Source organism: Burkholderia sp. Ac-20349 (assembly GCF_017104865.1).
In the GTDB taxonomy this organism is placed as follows: domain Bacteria; phylum Pseudomonadota; class Gammaproteobacteria; order Burkholderiales; family Burkholderiaceae; genus Burkholderia; species Burkholderia aenigmatica.
The window spans coordinates 24220-41428 of record NZ_JAAGPM010000036.1; the positions used below are offsets into that span (position 1 = coordinate 24220).

Sequence of the window (17209 nt, forward strand, 5' to 3'; positions counted from 1 at the left end):
GGAAACAGGGGTTACTTCGTCAGCGCGGCCTTGACCAGCGCGGAAATCGCCGTCATGTCGGCACGGCCGGCGAGCTTGCCCTTCAGCACGCCCATCACCTTGCCCATGTCCTGCGGGCCGGCGGCGCCCGTCTGCGCGACCGCAGCCTGGACTTCGGCAGCCACTTCGGCTTCCGACAGCTGCTCGGGCATGTAGCCGCTCAGCACGACCAGTTCAGCCTGCTCCTTCGCGACGAGGTCGTCACGGGCGGCTGCCTGGAACTGGCTGATCGAATCCTTGCGCTGCTTGATCATCTTGTCGATCACGGCCGTGATGCCCGCGTCGTCGAGGGTGATCTGATCGTCGACTTCGCGCTGCTTGATCGCGGCCATCAGCAGGCGAATCGTTGCCAGGCGCTCGCTTTCCTTCGCGCGCATCGCGGCCTTCATGTCTTCGCTGATCTGCTCTTTCAAACTCATCTTTCACCCGGGAAGGAAACGTGAATTCGACGCCCGCGAACGGACGTCAACACAAAAACCCGCTTGGGACAGTGTCTCAAGCGGGTTGCTCGAATCCGGCATCGGCGGCTCGCCTGATCGGTCGCACGATCATGCTCGATCTTCCTCGATCGCACGGAGTCGCCGGTGCGCCGCTCAGCGAACCGCGCGGCGCCCAATCGTTCAGTACAGCTTCTTCGGCAGCGTCTGGCTGCGGATACGCTTGTAATGACGCTTCACTGCAGCAGCCTTCTTGCGTTTGCGCTCCGCGGTCGGCTTCTCGTAAAACTCGCGCGCTCGGAGCTCGGTCAGCAGACCGTTCTTCTCGATCGTGCGCTTGAAGCGACGCATTGCAACTTCGAACGGCTCGTTCTCTTTAACGCGAATGATCGTCATGATCCGACACGAATAAAGGTTTGCAAGGAAAGACTACCGAGTATAGCAGAGCGATTGCCTAAAGGCACGGGGCCTGGTCCCGTCAAAACGGCGCCAGCCCGGCCCCGTCAGGCGCCGCGCGCATACTCCGCCGCGGCCTGCCCGGCCGCCGTGCCGGACGCCCACGCCCACTGGAAGTTGTAGCCGCCGAGCCAGCCCGTCACGTCCACCGCCTCGCCGACGAAGAACAGCCCGGGCACGCGCGTGCTCATCATCGTCGCCGACGACAGGTCGCGCGTATCGACCCCGCCCTTCGTCACTTCGGCCTTCTTGTAGCCCTCGGTGCCGTTCGGCGTCAGCGTCCAGCCGGACAGCGCGTCGCCGATCTGGCGCAGCGTCTTGTCGGGCAGGTCCGCGAGCCGCGCGTCGGCCGCGACGCGATGCGTGTCGAGCCACGCATGCGCGAGGCGCGACGGCACCCAGTCCGCGAGCAGCGAACCGATCTGGCGCTTCGACGTGCGCTTCGCATCGAGCAGGTCGGCGACCGTGTCGCGCTGCGGCAACAGATCGACGCGAATCGGGTCGCCAGGCTGCCAGTAACTCGAGATCTGCAGGATCCCGGGCCCGGACAGGCCGCGATGGGTCAGCAGCAGGTCCTCGACGAATTCGCCGCCGCGCTTCTTGTCTCCGGTCGAGACGCGCACTTCGAGCGATACGCCGGACAACGCCGCGAACGGCTCCCAGTCCTGCTGCGCGAACGTCAACGGCACGAGCGCGGGCCGCGTATCGATGAGCTTGTGGCCGAACTGCTTGGCCAGCCGGTAGCCGAAGTCGGTCGCGCCGATCTTCGGGATCGACAGGCCGCCGGTCGCGACGATCAGTGCGCGCGCACCGATCGTCCCCGCCTGCTGCGTGTCGAGCATGAAGCCGTCGGCCGGCGCGTGGCGCACCGCGTCGACGACGACGGGCCGGCGCCACGCGATGCCGCCCGCATCGCACTCGTGCTTCAGCACGTCGATGACCGCGTCGCTGCCGTGATCGCAAAAGAGCTGGCCCTTGTGCTTTTCGTGCCAGGTCACATGATGACGCTTGAGCAGCCCGAGAAAATCGCGCGGCGTATAGCGCGCCAGGGCCGAGCGCGCGAAATGCGGATTCGACGACAGATAGTTGTCGGGGCCGGCGTACAGGTTCGTGAAGTTGCAGCGGCCGCCGCCCGAGATGCGAATCTTCTCGGCGAGCCGCGGCGCGTGATCGATCAGCACGACGCGGCGGCCGAGCTGCCCGGCAACCGCGGCGCTCATCATCCCGGCCGCGCCGGCGCCGATCACGGCGATGTCATAAGTTTCCATGGCGCGGATTGTACCTGCCCGGCATCGGGCCCGGGCCGCCGCCAGCGGCGGCAGGCCCTCGCCTGCTATAATTTCCGGTTACGTTGACCTTCCTGCGGCGCGTCCGATAAGGCGCGCCCTGCCCGCACCCATGCTTGTTCTCGGCATCGAAAGCTCCTGTGACGAAACCGGCCTCGCGCTCTACGACACGCAGCGCGGCCTGCTCGCGCACGCGCTCCACTCGCAGATCGCCATGCACCGCGAGTACGGCGGCGTCGTGCCCGAGCTCGCGTCGCGCGACCACATCCGCCGCGCACTGCCGCTGCTCGAGGAAGTGATGGCGCAAAGCGGCACGCGCCGCGACGACATCGATGCGATCGCGTTCACGCAGGGCCCCGGTCTCGCCGGCGCACTGCTGGTCGGCGCGAGCATCGCGAATGCGCTCGCGCTCGCCTGGAACAAGCCGACCGTCGGCATCCATCACCTCGAAGGCCACCTGCTGTCGCCGCTGCTCGTCGACGAGCCGCCGCCGTTCCCGTTCGTCGCGCTGCTGGTGTCCGGTGGTCACACGCAACTGATGCGCGTGACCGACGTCGGCGTGTACGAGACGCTCGGCGAAACGCTCGACGATGCGGCCGGCGAAGCATTCGACAAGACGGCGAAGCTGATCGGCCTCGGCTACCCGGGCGGCCCGGAAGTATCGAAACTCGCCGAAACCGGCACGCCGGGCGCGGTCGTGCTGCCGCGTCCGATGCTGCATTCGGGCGACCTCGACTTCAGCTTCAGCGGCCTGAAGACGGCCGTGCTCACGCAGATGAAGAAGTTCGAAGCGGCGAAGCTGGAAGGCGAAGCGCTCGAACGCGCGAAGGCCGACCTAGCACGCGGCTTCGTCGACGCGGCCGTCGACGTGCTCGTCGCCAAGTCGCTCGCCGCGCTGAAGAAGACCAAGCTCAAGCGCCTCGTGGTCGCGGGCGGCGTCGGCGCGAACCGCCAGTTGCGCGCAGCGCTGTCGGCCGCCGCGGCCAAGCGCGGTTTCGACGTGCACTACCCCGATCTCGCGCTCTGCACCGACAACGGCGCGATGATCGCACTCGCGGGCGCATTGCGGCTCGGCCGCTGGCCCGAGCAGGCAAATGCCGACTACGCATTCACGGTGAAGCCGCGCTGGGATCTCGCGTCGCTCGCACGCTGAGCCGCACCGTGCGACGCAAGGTCGCACCGGCAAACAAAAAGGCCGCTCATTCGAGCGGCCTTTTTTCATCGGCGCGACAAAACGCCGCGGCGTTATGCTGCCTGCCGCTTGTCGCGTTCGATCAGCGCATACGCGCTGTGATTGTGGATCGACTCGAAGTTCTCTGCTTCGAGCACGTAAGCCACCACGCGCTCGTCCGCGTCGAGACGCTGCGCGACGTCGCGCACGAGATCCTCGACGAACTTCGGATTCTCGTACGCACGCTCGGTGACGAACTTCTCGTCCGGACGCTTCAGCAGGCCCCACAGCTCGCACGATGCCTCTTCCTCGGCGATGCGGATCAGCGCCTCGACCGGCAGGTCGGCCGCGAGCTCCGCGTCGATCGTCACGTGCGAGCGCTGGTTGTGCGCGCCGTACTGCGAGATCTTCTTCGAGCACGGGCACAGGCTCGTCACCGGCACGAGCACCTTCAGGAACAGGCGCGTGTCGCCGTTGCGGCTTTCGCCCGCGAGCGTCACTTCATAGTCGAGCAGGCTCTGCACGCCCGACACCGGCGCCGTCTTGTTCACGAAGTACGGGAACGTGACCTCGATGCGGCCGGCCTCGGCTTCCAGCTTCTCGAGCATCGACGCGAGCATCGCGCGAAAACGCTCGACCGTCAGCGGTGCGCGGTTCTCTTCGAGCAGCGCGACGAAACGCGACATGTGCGTGCCCTTCTGGTCGGCCGGCAGGCGGACGTCGAGGTTCCAGACACCGACGGTCGGCTGCACATCACCGCTTTCGGTACACACCGTCAACGGATGCCGGACCGCCTTCACGCCCACGCGCTGAATCGGAATCTGACGGGTATCCACCGTGCTCTGCACGTCGGGCATCACGAAGGCGGGATTCATCTGGTTCATCTTGTTCAATCCTTGTAAGCCGCGCGTTCGACGACGCGCACGCCGCATCATGCGGCAGCCGGAAAAGCAACATGGGCCCGCAGGCCCATGTTTTCCGCATCAATGAAGACCGGTTGCGCCAGTCGCACCGACGCCGCCCGCGGGCGGCGCCAGCTTATGCGACGCGCTTCGCCTGACCGGCGACGTCGGCCGCCGGATTCAGAAAGCGTTCGCGAATCGATTTCGCGATACCCGCGCCGTCGAGGCCGCATTGCGACAGCAGCTTCGCGGGGTCGCCGTGATCGATGAACAGGTCAGGGAGGCCCAATTGTAGTACGGGTCGGATAACCCCACTCTCCATCAGGGCTTCCACGCAGGCCGAGCCCGCGCCACCCATCACGCAACCTTCCTCGACCGTGACGAGGTAGTCGTGCGTCTCGGCGAGTTCACGCACGAGCGCCGCATCGACCGGCTTCACGAAGCGCATGTTCGCGACGGTTGCATCGAGCTCCTCGGCCGCGGCGAGCGACGGTGCGACCATCGTGCCGAACGCGAGGATTGCGACGCGCTTGCCTTCCGGCTGCGACGTCTGGCGACGCACTTCACCCTTGCCGAGCGGAATTTCGGTGAATTCCTTCACCGTCGCCACGCCCGTGCCCGCGCCGCGCGGATAGCGCACTGCGGTCGGGTTCGGCTGCTGCAGCGCCGTGTGCAGCATCTGACGGCATTCGTTCTCGTCGGACGCAGCCATGATCGTCATGTTCGGGATGCAGCGCATGAACGCGAGATCGTACGCGCCCGCGTGCGTCGCGCCGTCCGCGCCGACGAGGCCGGCACGGTCGATCGCGAACACGACCGGCAGGTTCTGCAGCGCGACGTCGTGGATCAGTTGATCGTACGCACGCTGCAGGAACGTCGAGTAGATCGCGACGACCGGCTTGAGGCCTTCGGTTGCCATGCCGCCCGCGAACGTCACCGCGTGCTGCTCGGCGATGCCGACGTCGTAGTAGCGATCCTTGAAGCGCTTCTCGAACTCGACCATGCCCGAGCCTTCGCGCATCGCGGGCGTGATGCCGACGACGCGCGTATCGCGCTCGGCTTCATCGCACAGCCACTCGCCGAACACCTGCGTGTACGTCTTCTTCGCGGGTGCGGTCGACGGCTTGATGCCTTCGGCCGGGTTGAACTTGCCGGGGCCGTGGTAGAGCACGGGATCCGCTTCGGCGAGCTTGTAGCCCTGGCCTTTCTTCGTGACCACGTGCAGGAACTGCGGGCCGCGCAGTTCGCGGATGTTCTGCAGCGTCGGGATCAGCGAATCGAGATCGTGACCGTCGATCGGGCCGATGTAGTTGAAGCCGAACTCTTCGAACAGCGTGGCCGGCACGACCATGCCCTTCGCGTGCTCCTCGAGCTTGCGCGCGAGTTCGAGCACCGGCGGCGCCACGCTCAACACGCGCTCGACGCCCGCGCGCGCAGCCGCATAGAAGCGGCCCGACATCAGGCGGGCGAGATGGCGATTCAGCGCGCCGACCGGCGGCGAAATCGACATGTCGTTGTCGTTCAGGATCACGAGCAGCTTCGCATCTTCCGACACGCCTGCATTGTTCATCGCCTCGAACGCCATGCCGGCCGTCATCGCACCGTCGCCGATCACGGCGATCGAGAAGCGGTCGTCGCCGTTCAGCTGGCTGCCGATCGCCATGCCGAGTGCGGCCGAGATCGACGTGCTCGAGTGCGCGGTGCCGAACGTGTCGAATTCGGATTCGCTGCGGCGCGGGAAGCCCGAGATGCCGTCCTGCTGGCGCAGCGAATGCATCTGGTCGCGGCGGCCCGTCAGGATCTTGTGCGGATAGGTCTGGTGACCCACATCCCAGACGATGCGATCGTTCGGCGTGTTGAACACGTAGTGCAACGCGATCGTCAGCTCGACCGTCCCGAGGTTGGACGACAAATGGCCGCCCGTCTTCGACACACTGTCGAGCACGAACGCGCGCAGTTCATCCGCGAGCGGTTGAAGTTGGCGACGATCGAGGCGGCGCAAATCCGCCGGGTCGTCGATGGTTTTCAGCAAGTCGTACATCGTCGTTCCATTGTAGGAAATCAAACGCGCCCGCATTCTGTTGCACGCACCGTAGCGTGTGCGCGGCGGCGGGCTTTCGCGTCAGCTGACCCGGTTCACTACCAGGTCGGCAAGTTCGGCGAGACGCTGTGCGCGTGCGCCGAACGGTTTCAGCGCGTCGTGCGCTTCGGCGCGCAGTTGCGCTGCGAGCTCACGCGACGCCTCGAGTCCGAGGATCGATACATAGGTCGGCTTGTCGTTCGCCGCGTCCTTGCCGGCCGTCTTGCCGAGCGTCGCCGAATCGGTCGTGACGTCGAGAATGTCGTCGACGACCTGGAAGGCCAGACCTACGGCACCCGCGTACACATCGAGCGCCGCCATCGTTTCCGCGGACGGCGTCTCGCCGGCCAGCGCGCCCATCCGCACGGCCGCGCGCAACAATGCGCCCGTCTTCATCCGGTGCATCGTCTCGAGCTGCTCGCGCGTCAGCTTGAGGCCGACGCTCGCCAGGTCGATCGCCTGCCCGCCGGCCATGCCGATCGAGCCGCTCGCCAGCGCCAGTTCGCGCACGAGCGCAGCCTGCTGCACCGGCGACAGCGCCGCGGCATCGGTCAGCGCAACGAACGCCTGCGACTGCAGCGCGTCGCCGACCAGCAGTGCCGTCGGCTCGTCGTACTGCACGTGCACGGTCGGCTTGCCGCGACGCAGCGCGTCGTCGTCCATGCACGGCATGTCGTCGTGCACGAGCGAGTAGACGTGGATCATCTCCAGTGCCGCTGCCGCCGCATTGCGCGCCGCTTCCGTCGCGCCGGTCAGTTCGCCTGCTGCATGGCACAGCAGCGGGCGAACGCGTTTGCCGCCGCCGAGGACCGCATAACGCATCGCCTCATGAAGTTTCGCCGGCATCGCGGTTTCAGCGGGCAGATAGTGGCCGAGTGCGTCCTCGACGCGGTCAAGCACGGACCGCATCCATTGTTCGAATGTCATAGATCGTCGTCTTCGCCGTCCGTGGCGGCCGTTCCGGACGAAAGCGGCTTCAGCGTCGCGCCGTCGAGCACGCGAACCTGCTGCTCCACTTTCTCAAGCTGCTGTTGGCAAAACGCAACGAGGGTCGCACCGCGGCGATACGCCGCCAGTGAATCCTCGAGGCTCAACGCGCCGCCTTCCATCCGGGCAACCAGCGTCTCGAGTTCCGCGAGCGCCATCTCGTAATTGTCCGGCAACGGTTCGGTGCCATTGCCGGGCGGCGTGGCGCCTGGGGATGCGGTTTTCGCCATGGACGAGGGTGTCAAATTTCAAAACAAGTCGGACATTCTACGGCAAAAGAGAATTTTCCGACCTGCCGTCGTGGGCACCCGGGTACATATTCCGGCCCCATCTTCGACACACATTGTGCGCCCTCCGATTGTCGCCCGACAAAAAATTGACACAAATCAGGCACTTAATCCTAGCCTTGCGAGGCGAACCGGGTATAATTCCCCGTTTCCCTAAATCGATTTTTCGATGGTTGGGTTGTTCACTGCTTTCACGCTAACACCGGGAGTGGGAATGTCCAATCTGAGCGATGCGCTTCAGTTGAAGTCGGCTCACAGCCAGCTTCCAGTCACTGCATACTTCGATGAGGCGCTACTCGAGCGCGAGATCGAAACCCTCTTCAAGAAAGGACCTCGTTACGTCGGGCACGAGTTGATGGTGCCCGAGGCGGGGGATTATTTTGCGTTGCCGTCCGAGAAGGAAGGCCGCGTGCTGGTTCGCAACCAGGCGAATCAGATTGAACTGCTGTCGAACGTCTGCCGCCACCGGCAGGCGATCATGCTCAACGGGCGCGGCCACACGCAGAACATCGTGTGTCCGCTGCACCGCTGGACGTACGATCTGGAAGGCGAGTTGCTCGGCGCGCCGCACTTCCCCGACAAGCCCTGCCTGAACCTCGGCAAGAGCCCGCTGCAGAACTGGCAGGGGCTGCTGTTCGAGGCCGAAGGCCGGCATGTCGCGCGCGACCTCGCCAACCTCGGCACGAAGCATCACTTCGACTTCTCCGAGTACCTCTTCGATCACGTCGAAGTGCACGAGTGCGATTACAACTGGAAGACGTTCATCGAGGTCTACCTCGAGGATTACCACGTCGTCCCGTTCCACCCGGGCCTCGGCAGCTTCGTGTCGTGCGACGATCTCAAGTGGGAGTTCGGCGACTGGTACAGCGTGCAGACGGTCGGCGTGCACAACGCCCTCGCGAAACCGGGCAGCGCGACTTACCAGAAATGGCACGAGCAGGTGCTGAAGTTCCGTAACGGCGTGCCGCCGGAGTTCGGCGCGATCTGGATGGTCTACTACCCGGGCCTGATGATCGAGTGGTATCCGCACGTGCTCGTCGTGTCATGGCTGATTCCGCAGGGCCCGCAGAAGACGACCAACATCGTCGAATTCTATTACCCCGAGGAAATCGCGCTGTTCGAACGCGAATTCGTCGAGGCCGAACGCGCCGCCTATATGGAAACGGCCGTCGAGGACGACGAGATCGCGATGCGGATGGACGCAGGCCGCCGTGCGCTGATGGCACGCGGCGAGTCGCAGGTCGGCCCGTACCAGAGCCCGATGGAAGACGGCATGCAGCACTTCCACGAGTTCCTGCGCCGCCACCTCGGCGACATCTGACGGCAGGTGCGGCGCTTTGACGCCGCCCGGCATCCGGCAGACGAAAAGACGGGCTTCGGCCCGTCTTTTTTTGTTTAGACTTGGAATGTCAGGCCATTCGCACTCCAGGGAGCCGTCATGCCACACACCCACTACACCACGCTCATCTCCGCCGCCAATCTCGCCGAGCGCCTGGCGGCGGCGCCCGGCAGCGTCGCGCTGTTCGACTGCCGCTTCGATCTCGTCGATCCGGCCGCCGGCGAAGCCGCGTATGCAGCCGGCCATCTCCCCGGCGCCCAGTACCTCCATCTCGACCGCGATCTGTCGGGCCGCAAGACGGGCACCAATGGTCGCCATCCACTGCCGACCCGCGACGCACTCGCCACGCTGCTCGCAAGCCGCGGCCTCAAGCAGGGCCAGCAGGTCGTCGCTTACGACGCGCAAGGCGGCGCCTATGCGGCGCGACTGTGGTGGCTGCTGCGCTGGCTCGGCCACGATTCGGTCGCCGTGCTCGACGGCGGCCTGCAGGCCTGGGAAGCAGCTGGTCAGCCGCTGGCAACCGACGTGCCGCAACCGGCCGCCGGCGATTTCCGCGCGGCCGCACCGCTCGAATCGACGGTCGATGCGGCCGCCGTGCTCGCCAACGTGAATGCACCCACGCGCATCGTGATCGATGCACGCGCACCCGATCGCTACCGCGGCGAAAATGAAACGATCGATCGTGTGGGCGGCCACATCCCCGGCGCGCGCAACCGCTTCTTCAAGGACAACCTGACCGCCGACGGCCGCTTCAAGACCGGCCATGAACTGCGCGAGGCATTTTCCGCCGTGCTGGCGGGCACCGAACCGAACCGCGTGATCCTGCAATGCGGCTCCGGCGTCACCGCATGTCACAACGCGCTTGCGCTGGAGGTTGCGGGCCTGCACGGCGCGTCGCTGTATCCGGGCTCGTGGAGCGAATGGAGCGCCGACCCGTCGCGGCCGATCGCAACCGGCCCGACACCGTAAGCACCGGCACAGCGCAGGCGCAACGAAGCGGCGGCATGTGCCGCCGCTTGCCGTTTACATCACGCCGTACTTGCGGAGCCACGCGATCGCGCGCTTCCAGCTCTCCTCCGCATCGGCCTTCACATAGCTCGGCCGGTAATCGGCAAAGAACGCATGGCCGGCATCCGGATACACGACGATCTCCGATTCGCGCGCGAGCTTCGAATCGCTCGCCTGGATCGCCTTGCGCATGTCCGCGAGCGACGCCTGCGTGATGTTCGTGTCCTTCTCGCCATACAACCCGAGCACCGGCACCTTCAGCAGCGATGCATGATCGACCGGGTTGAACGGCGTCATCTCGTCGGTCTTGCCTTCGACGAACCCGTACCATGCAACGGCCGCCCGCACGTGCGGGTTGTGCTCCGCATACAGCCAGCTCTGACGGCCACCCCAGCAGAATCCGACCACGCCGAGACGCGACAGGTCGCCGCCGTTCTTGCCGGCCCACGCGACGGTCGCATCGAGATCCTCGGAAACTTGCCGGTCCGGCACCTTGCTGATGATGTGCTCGTCGAGTTCCTTGATCGTCGGATACTTCGCCGCATTGCCTTGCCGCGCGAACAGGTCGGGCGCGATCGCGAGATAACCGAGCTTCGCGAAGCGGCGACAGACATCGGCGATGTGCGCGTGCACGCCGAAGATCTCGTGAATCACGACGACGACCGGCAGGTTCGTCTTGTCCTTCGGCTGCGCGCGATACGCGGGCACGCTCGAGTCGCCCGAGCGGATCTCGACGGTGTCGACGTCCAGCCCTTCGCTGTCGGTCGTGACCGTCTGCGCCGACACGGGCAGGACGGCCGCCGCGAAGGCCCCGCCCAGCGCGGCCTGCATGAACTTGCGGCGCGAGAACGGAACGTGGGGAACCAGGCTGTCGACTTCGGGTTTCAACATGAATTGCACTCCTCGATTGGGCGCCGCCGTCACGATCACGGACACGGCATGACGGGGCATCGCGCCGGCGCGCGGCGCGGATGTCGCGGCGATTGGCACACCGCCGCAAGCGGAAACCCGGACACGATGCCCAATAATCCGTTGTCGCGTCAACTGTCAGATATGTAAGACTCAATTACGACGCGTCGATTCGACACGTCGATCGTCGCGAGGAAACCCGCCGGCGGCCCGTCGAATCGCGATGCAGCAAGCCACGTGTCGACCGCCGTTACGCGAACGGATACTTGCGAATTGAAACGAAAAACACGCGGTCGATCAGGCTCGTCGAACGCACGCAAGCCCTGCCGCCCGCAAAAAGACAACGGGCGGAGACCATGCACGACGTGCGCAGTCCCCGCCCGCTCCCCGCGCGAACGCGCGCTCAGTGCAGCTTGACGCGCGGCAGCGTCGTGCGCCGCAGCCAGTGCGCGACCGTGTCGAGCATCATCCTCGGATAGCCGTGCAGCGCGGCGATGTGCATCCGGTACAGCGACATGTACATGAAGCGTGCGAACAGCCCTTCGATCAGCATGTTGCCGCCGATCAGCCCGCCCATCAGGTTGCCGACCGCGCTGAAATGGCCGAGCGACACGAGCGAGCCGAGGTCGCGATACGTGAATTCGGGCAGCGGGCGCCCGTCGAGCCGACAGCCGATTGCCTTCAGCAGGAAGTTCGCCTGCTGGTGCGCAGCCTGTGCACGCGGCGGCACGTTGCGCTCGTTGCCGGGCCATGCGCATGCCGCACAATCGCCGAGCGCGAACACGTTGTCGTCGGTGAAGGTCTGCAGCGTACGGCGCACGTCGAGCTGGCCGAGCTTGTTGACCTGGAGACCATCGAGATTGGCGAGCACGGACGGCGCCTTGATGCCAGCGGCCCAGACCGTCAGGTCGGCGCGCACCGTCTTGCCGCTCGCCGCATGGACGGCCCCGGGCGCCACCTCGGTCACGCGCTCGGCGAGCATCAGCCGCACGCCGATCTTTTCGAGCAGTTCGGCCGTCGCCGACGACACGCGCTCCGGCAACGCCGGGAGGATCCGCGGCCCCGATTCGATCAGCACGATGCCGACGTCGTGCCGCGGGTCGAGCTTGTGCAGCCCGTAGGCCGACAACACCTGCGCGGTGTTGCGCAGCTCGGCGGACAGCTCGACGCCGGTCGCGCCGCCACCGACGATCGCGACCTGGATGCGCGGCTCGGCCGCCTCACCCGGCGCGGTCGGCGCCGGCGCCTGGTGCTCGGCGCGCATGCACGCAGCGATCAGCCGCTTGCGGAAGCGCTCGGCCTCGCCAACGGTATCGAGCGCAATCGCGTTTTCCGATGCACCCTGCACGCCGAAGAAGTGAGTCGTGCTGCCGATCGCGATCACGAGCGTGTCGTATTCCAGCTCGCGCGCCGGCAGCAGTTCCTCGCCATCGCTGTCGTTGACCGGCGAGAGCGTGATGCGCTTCGCCGCGCGGTCGAGCCCGGTCAGCCCGCCCTGCTGGAACTCGAAGCCATGCCAGCGCGCCTGCGCCGCGTATTCGAGCTCCTGCGTGAACGGATCCATGCTGCCGGCCGCGACCTCGTGCAGCAGCGGTTTCCAGATGTGGGTCGGATTGCGGTCGACGAGCGTGACAAGCGCACGCGCGGAACGATTGCCGCGCGCGCCGTAACGGTCGCCGAGCCGCGTCGCCAGTTCCAGGCCGCCCGCGCCTCCGCCTACGATGATGATCCGATGCATCTGTTCCCCCTTTGCGATTCGAAACTGCTGCCGCCGGACAGTGCGAACGCGATGCATTCGCGCCACCCGGTGGATTAACCGGTTCGGACATCATCGATGTGCAGTTCGAAGCACTTCGATGCATCCGCCCCCGGAACGCGGGGCGCGCCGCCCCCGCGTCAATGACATGCATTGTCCGGGAGCTTGCGCGTTGACCACAAGCAAACCATCTCGATATTCAGCATCCCTGCAACAATATGCCGCAGGAATCGGGAACCGCGCCGCGGTGCGTCAGTGTGCCTCTTCCCAGTTCGCGCCGGCGCCCACTTCGGCAACGAGCGGCACCTTCAGCTTCGCCACGCCGCACATCATTTCCGGCAGTTTCTCGCGTACCAGCGACAGTTCGCCGTCGGGTACCTCGAGCACCAGTTCATCGTGCACCTGCATGATCATCCGCGAGGCAAGCTTGTCGCGGGTGAGCCAGTCGTCCACCGCGATCATCGACAGCTTGATCAGGTCGGCCGCGGTGCCCTGCATCGGCGCATTGATTGCCGCGCGCTCGGCCGCCTGGCGGCGCGGGCCGTTGCCGCCGTTGATCTCGGGCAGCCACAGGCGGCGGCCGAAAACGGTTTCGACGTAGCCCTTCTCCTTCGCAACCGAGCGCGTGTCTTCCATGTACTGCGCAACGCCCGGATAACGGGCGAAATAACGGTCGATATAGAGCTTCGCCGCATCGCGCGTGATACCGAGGTTCGACGCGAGCCCGAACGCGCTCATCCCGTAGATGAGCCCGAAGTTGATCACCTTCGCGATCCGGCGCTGGTCGGAATTGACCTCCAGCGGCGTCACGCCGAACACTTCGGCGGCGGTCGCGCGGTGGATGTCCTCGCCCTGCGAGAACGCGCGCAGCAGCGCCGCGTCGCCCGAGATGTGCGCCATGATCCGCAGTTCGATCTGCGAATAATCGGCCGACACGATCCGGTGGCCCGGCGACGCGATGAACGCCTCGCGGATCCGCCGGCCTTCGACCGTGCGAACCGGAATGTTCTGAAGATTCGGATCGTTCGACGCCAGGCGGCCCGTGACCGCGACGGCCTGCGCGTAATTCGTGTGCACGCGGCCCGTCGACGGGTTCACCATGCGCGGCAGCTTGTCGGTATAGGTCGACTTCAGCTTCGACAGCCCGCGATGCTCGAGCAGCAGCTTCGGTAGCGGGTAGTCCTCGGCCAGCTTCTGCAGCACTTCTTCGTCGGTCGACGGCGCGCCGCTCGGCGTCTTTTTCACGACCGGCAACTGCAGCTTTTCGAAGAAGATCTGCCCGATCTGCTTCGGCGAGCCGAGATTGAATTCGCCGCCCGCCAGTTCGTACGCCTGCGCTTCGAGCTCGATCAGGCGCGTCGCGATTTCGGTGCTCTGCGCCTGCAGGCGCGCATCGTCGATCAGCACGCCCGTGCGCTCCATCTTGCGCAGCACGAGCGACACGGGCATCTCGATCTCGCGATACACGCGCAACAGGCCCGGTTCGCGCGCCACCTGCGGATACAGCGCGTGATGCAGCTGCAGCGTGATGTCCGCATCCTCGGCCGCATATTCGGCGGCCTGCGTGAGCGCGACTTCGTCGAAACCGATCTGCTTCGCGCCCTTGCCGGCCACGTCTTCATACTTGATCGTCTTGACGCCCAGATGACGCAGCGCGAGGCTGTCCATGTCGTGCGTGCGGTGCGATTCGACCACGTACGATTCGAGCAGCGTGTCGTGCTCGATGCCGTTCAGTGCGATGTCGTAGTTCGCGAGCACCTGCGCGTCGTACTTCAGGTGCTGGCCGACCTTCTTCCGATCGGCCGATTCGAGCCACGGTTTCAGGCGCGCGAGCACTTCGTCGAGCGGAAGCTGTTCGGGCATGTCGGGGCCGCGGTGCCCAACCGGCAGGTAGGCCGCCTTGCCCGGCTCGACCGAGAACGACAGGCCGACGAGCCGCGCGAGCATCGGGTCGAGCGAGGTCGTCTCGGTGTCGAACGCGGTCAGCGCGGCCGCGTCGATCTTCGCGAACCACGCGTCGAATTGATCCCAGGTCTGGATCGTGTCGTATTCGCGGACGATGTCGGCCGCCACCACCGGTGCCGGCTCGCCTTCCGGCGCATCGGCGCCGCCGCCTTCCGCCGGCGCGCTGTCGACTTCGCGCAGCCAGGTCTTGAAGCCGTAGCGCGCGAAGATGTCGCGCATCAGGTCGCGCGCTTCGCCGTCGGTCTTCAACGATGCTTCGATCGATTCGAGATGCGGCGTGAGATCGCAGGCCGTCTCGACGGTCACGAGCGTGCGGCCGAGCGGCAGGAAGTCGAGCGCACGGCGCAGGTTGTCGCCGACCACGCCCTTGATGTCGCCCGCATGCTCGATCACGCCGTCGAGGCTGTCGTACTGCGCCAGCCATTTCACGGCCGTCTTCGGCCCGCACTTCTCGACGCCCGGCACGTTGTCGACGGTGTCGCCGATCAGTGCGAGGTAGTCGATGATGCGCTCGGGCGGCACGCCGAACTTCGCGATCACGCCGTCGCGGTCGAGCGTCTCGTTGGTCATCGTGTTGACGAGCGTGACGTGGTCGGTGACGAGCTGCGCGAGATCCTTGTCGCCGGTCGACACGATCACGTTCATGCCGTGCCGCTCGGCTTCGCGCGCGAGCGTGCCGATCACGTCGTCGGCCTCGACGCCTTCGACCATCAGCAGCGGCCAGCCGAGCGCGCGCACCGCGCCGTGGATCGGTTCGACCTGCAATGCGAGGTCAGGCGGCATCGACGGACGGTTTGCCTTATAGTCGGCATAAAGGTCGTCACGGAACGTCTTGCCCTTTGCATCGAACACGCAAGCGCTATACTCTGCACTGACTTCCTTGCGCATACGGCGCAGCATGTTGATGATTCCGTAGAGCGCTCCGGTCGGCTCCCCGCCAGGGCCACGCAAATCAGGCATCGCATGGTAAGCCCGATACAGATAGCTCGAACCGTCAACCAATAGCAGGGTCTTACCTTCCAGATTTCGTTCTTCAGGCATTATGAACAAGAGAAAAGTGATTCCGAGTCTGCGTTCGCTCGCAGATCAAGAACGCGCGACGGCCAAGAAGGCGCGCGCATCGTGGCAGATGTTCACGATTATGGCAGAGTTTATCGAGGCGACCGAGTACCTGTCGGAGATCCGCCCGGCTGTCAGCATCTACGGTTCTGCCCGCCTCAAGCCCGATACGCCGCACTACAAGCTTGCCGCGCAGATCGCGCGCAAGCTGTCCGACGCCGGCTTCGCCGTGATCTCCGGCGGCGGCCCCGGCATCATGGAAGCCGCGAACAAGGGTGCGCACGCCGGCAAGGCGCCGTCGGTCGGCCTGAACATCGAGCTGCCGCACGAGCAGGCCGGCAACCACTACCAGGACATCTCGCTGCGCTTCCGCCACTTCTTCACGCGCAAGGTCACGTTCGTGAAGAATTCGGATGCGGTGATCGTGATGCCGGGCGGCTTCGGCACGCTCGACGAGCTGTCCGAAGTGCTCACGCTGATCCAGACGAAGAAATCGCGCCTCGTGCCGATCATCCTCGTCGGCAGCGAGTTCTGGAAGGGGCTGCTGCAGTGGTTCCGCGATCAGCTGATCCCGATGGGCCTCATCAATCCGGAAGACATGGATCTGATGCAGGTGATCGACGATCCCGACCAGGTGCTCGACGCGGTGCTCGCGTTCTACGAGGACAGCGGCGAGGAAGAAGGTTCGGACGATGAAGGCCATCCGCCGCGCCCCGAAGAAGACCGGATGTTCTATCTGTAACCCCTCCGTGACGACCGCCGGCCCGACGGCCGGCGTACCGCTTCCCGCGCGGCAGGCATGGCGATCCCGCCACCTGCCGCGTGTCACTTTGTAACGCGCCATTAATCGCGCTTGGTGCCCTCGCGCCGCCGAATGTCAAATTCGCGCAGCCGGTGCCGTGCGACGCGCGCGCCATCATCCGCACGTGCGGGCCGCCATTGTCAAATGACGCGCCCCGGTGCCCGTACCCCGCGCCTGCCGGCCGCCAATCCGCCGTAACAAACCCGCCTCGCCTTTTCCATCGCGCGCCAGCACACTGCATGTGTCGGTGCGGCGTTCCCCCCGGTGGAACGGTCCCCCTCGCTTCCATCGCGTCGCGCCGGCCTCTTACAACGACATCACGGAAAAGAACATGCAACGCTCGCTGATCGCCCTTGCCTTCGCCGGCCTCGGCCTTTCGCTGTCCGGCCTCGCCCACGCCGTCAACGTCGACGTCAACATCGGTACGCCCGCACCGGTCATCGTCGCACCTGCGCCCGTCGTGGTCGCCCCGGCGCCCGCCGTGATCGTCGGCTGGCATGGCGACCGCTACTGGGACGGCCACCGCTACTGGGAACGTCGCGAGTGGGACGACCACGAGCGCCATCACGGTCACGACGATCGCGGCTATCACTGCCCGCCGGGACACGCGAAGAAGGGTGAGTGCTGAGCACCCAGCGCGGCCGCTCGACGCATGCAAGGCCGCCCGTGCGCTTCGGCGCCGGGCGGCCTTTTTGTTGTCGAGCGCCGGCCGCATGTATCGACGGC

At 65.8% G+C, this 17209-nt stretch carries 15 protein-coding genes; 5 read left to right on the top strand and 10 right to left on the bottom strand.

The features are described from left to right. Positions 1-11: 11 nt before the first annotated feature. The 3 genes from G3N61_RS14515 to G3N61_RS14525 all read right to left on the bottom strand — a co-directional run bounded on the left by G3N61_RS14515 (position 12) and on the right by G3N61_RS14525 (position 2200). A complete protein-coding gene (locus G3N61_RS14515) occupies positions 12-458 on the bottom strand; it encodes a GatB/YqeY domain-containing protein (protein WP_043177763.1) in 447 nt (148 codons plus the stop codon). A 201-nt stretch (positions 459-659) separates the two neighbouring features. Then, positions 660-872: a 30S ribosomal protein S21 gene (gene rpsU / locus G3N61_RS14520; protein WP_006479415.1), complete on the bottom strand. Its 213-nt coding sequence runs from the start codon at positions 870-872 to the stop codon at positions 660-662. Between the two features lie 107 nt (positions 873-979). Next, positions 980-2200 (bottom strand): NAD(P)/FAD-dependent oxidoreductase, encoded by a 1221-nt coding sequence (locus G3N61_RS14525; protein ID WP_043177767.1) that lies wholly within the window; start codon positions 2198-2200, stop codon positions 980-982. A gap of 130 nt (positions 2201-2330) precedes the next feature. Here G3N61_RS14525 and tsaD point away from each other — a divergent pair, with 130 nt between their 5' ends. Then, positions 2331-3371, top strand: coding sequence for a tRNA (adenosine(37)-N6)-threonylcarbamoyltransferase complex transferase subunit TsaD (gene tsaD, locus G3N61_RS14530; RefSeq protein ID WP_039358123.1), 1041 nt, complete (start codon positions 2331-2333; stop codon positions 3369-3371). Positions 3372-3463: 92 nt separating this feature from the next. Here the strand turns inward: tsaD and folE2 are convergent, their stop codons facing one another. From folE2 to G3N61_RS14550, 4 genes are all read right to left on the bottom strand, one after another. Continuing rightward, positions 3464-4273, bottom strand: coding sequence for a GTP cyclohydrolase FolE2 (gene folE2 / locus G3N61_RS14535; protein WP_006486446.1), 810 nt, complete (start codon positions 4271-4273; stop codon positions 3464-3466). Positions 4274-4427: 154 nt separating this feature from the next. Then, positions 4428-6332, bottom strand: coding sequence for a 1-deoxy-D-xylulose-5-phosphate synthase (dxs, locus tag G3N61_RS14540; protein ID WP_043177775.1), 1905 nt, complete (start codon positions 6330-6332; stop codon positions 4428-4430). An 81-nt stretch (positions 6333-6413) separates the two neighbouring features. Then, complete coding sequence (locus tag G3N61_RS14545; RefSeq protein ID WP_043177777.1) at positions 6414-7298, bottom strand: polyprenyl synthetase family protein; 885 nt, start codon at positions 7296-7298, stop codon at positions 6414-6416. Further along, positions 7295-7588 (bottom strand): exodeoxyribonuclease VII small subunit, encoded by a 294-nt coding sequence (locus tag G3N61_RS14550; protein ID WP_006479428.1) that lies wholly within the window; start codon positions 7586-7588, stop codon positions 7295-7297. Before G3N61_RS14550 ends, G3N61_RS14545 begins: the two co-directional genes overlap by 4 nt. Positions 7589-7859: 271 nt before the next feature. On the opposite strand from G3N61_RS14550, the gene G3N61_RS14555 reads away from it, so the two are divergent. Both G3N61_RS14555 and G3N61_RS14560 read left to right on the top strand, forming a co-directional pair. Next, complete coding sequence (locus G3N61_RS14555; protein WP_043177779.1) at positions 7860-8966, top strand: aromatic ring-hydroxylating dioxygenase subunit alpha; 1107 nt, start codon at positions 7860-7862, stop codon at positions 8964-8966. A gap of 117 nt (positions 8967-9083) precedes the next feature. Continuing rightward, positions 9084-9953: a sulfurtransferase gene (locus tag G3N61_RS14560; protein WP_205822826.1), complete on the top strand. Its 870-nt coding sequence runs from the start codon at positions 9084-9086 to the stop codon at positions 9951-9953. Between the two features lie 54 nt (positions 9954-10007). Here G3N61_RS14560 and G3N61_RS14565 read toward each other — a convergent pair whose 3' ends face one another. The 3 genes from G3N61_RS14565 to polA form a co-directional block, all read right to left on the bottom strand. After that, positions 10008-10883: a dienelactone hydrolase family protein gene (locus tag G3N61_RS14565; protein WP_089453416.1), complete on the bottom strand. Its 876-nt coding sequence runs from the start codon at positions 10881-10883 to the stop codon at positions 10008-10010. A gap of 421 nt (positions 10884-11304) precedes the next feature. After that, positions 11305-12639, bottom strand: coding sequence for an NAD(P)/FAD-dependent oxidoreductase (locus tag G3N61_RS14570; RefSeq protein WP_205822827.1), 1335 nt, complete (start codon positions 12637-12639; stop codon positions 11305-11307). A gap of 270 nt (positions 12640-12909) precedes the next feature. After that, positions 12910-15663 (bottom strand): DNA polymerase I, encoded by a 2754-nt coding sequence (gene polA, locus G3N61_RS14575; protein ID WP_205822829.1) that lies wholly within the window; start codon positions 15661-15663, stop codon positions 12910-12912. Between the two features lies 1 nt (position 15664). Between polA and G3N61_RS14580 the strand changes: the two genes are divergently transcribed. Beyond that, complete coding sequence (locus G3N61_RS14580; protein WP_039358092.1) at positions 15665-16423, top strand: TIGR00730 family Rossman fold protein; 759 nt, start codon at positions 15665-15667, stop codon at positions 16421-16423. Positions 16424-16814: 391 nt separating this feature from the next. Then, positions 16815-17111, top strand: coding sequence for a hypothetical protein (locus G3N61_RS14585; protein WP_043177787.1), 297 nt, complete (start codon positions 16815-16817; stop codon positions 17109-17111). The last annotated feature ends 98 nt before the right edge of the window (positions 17112-17209 follow it).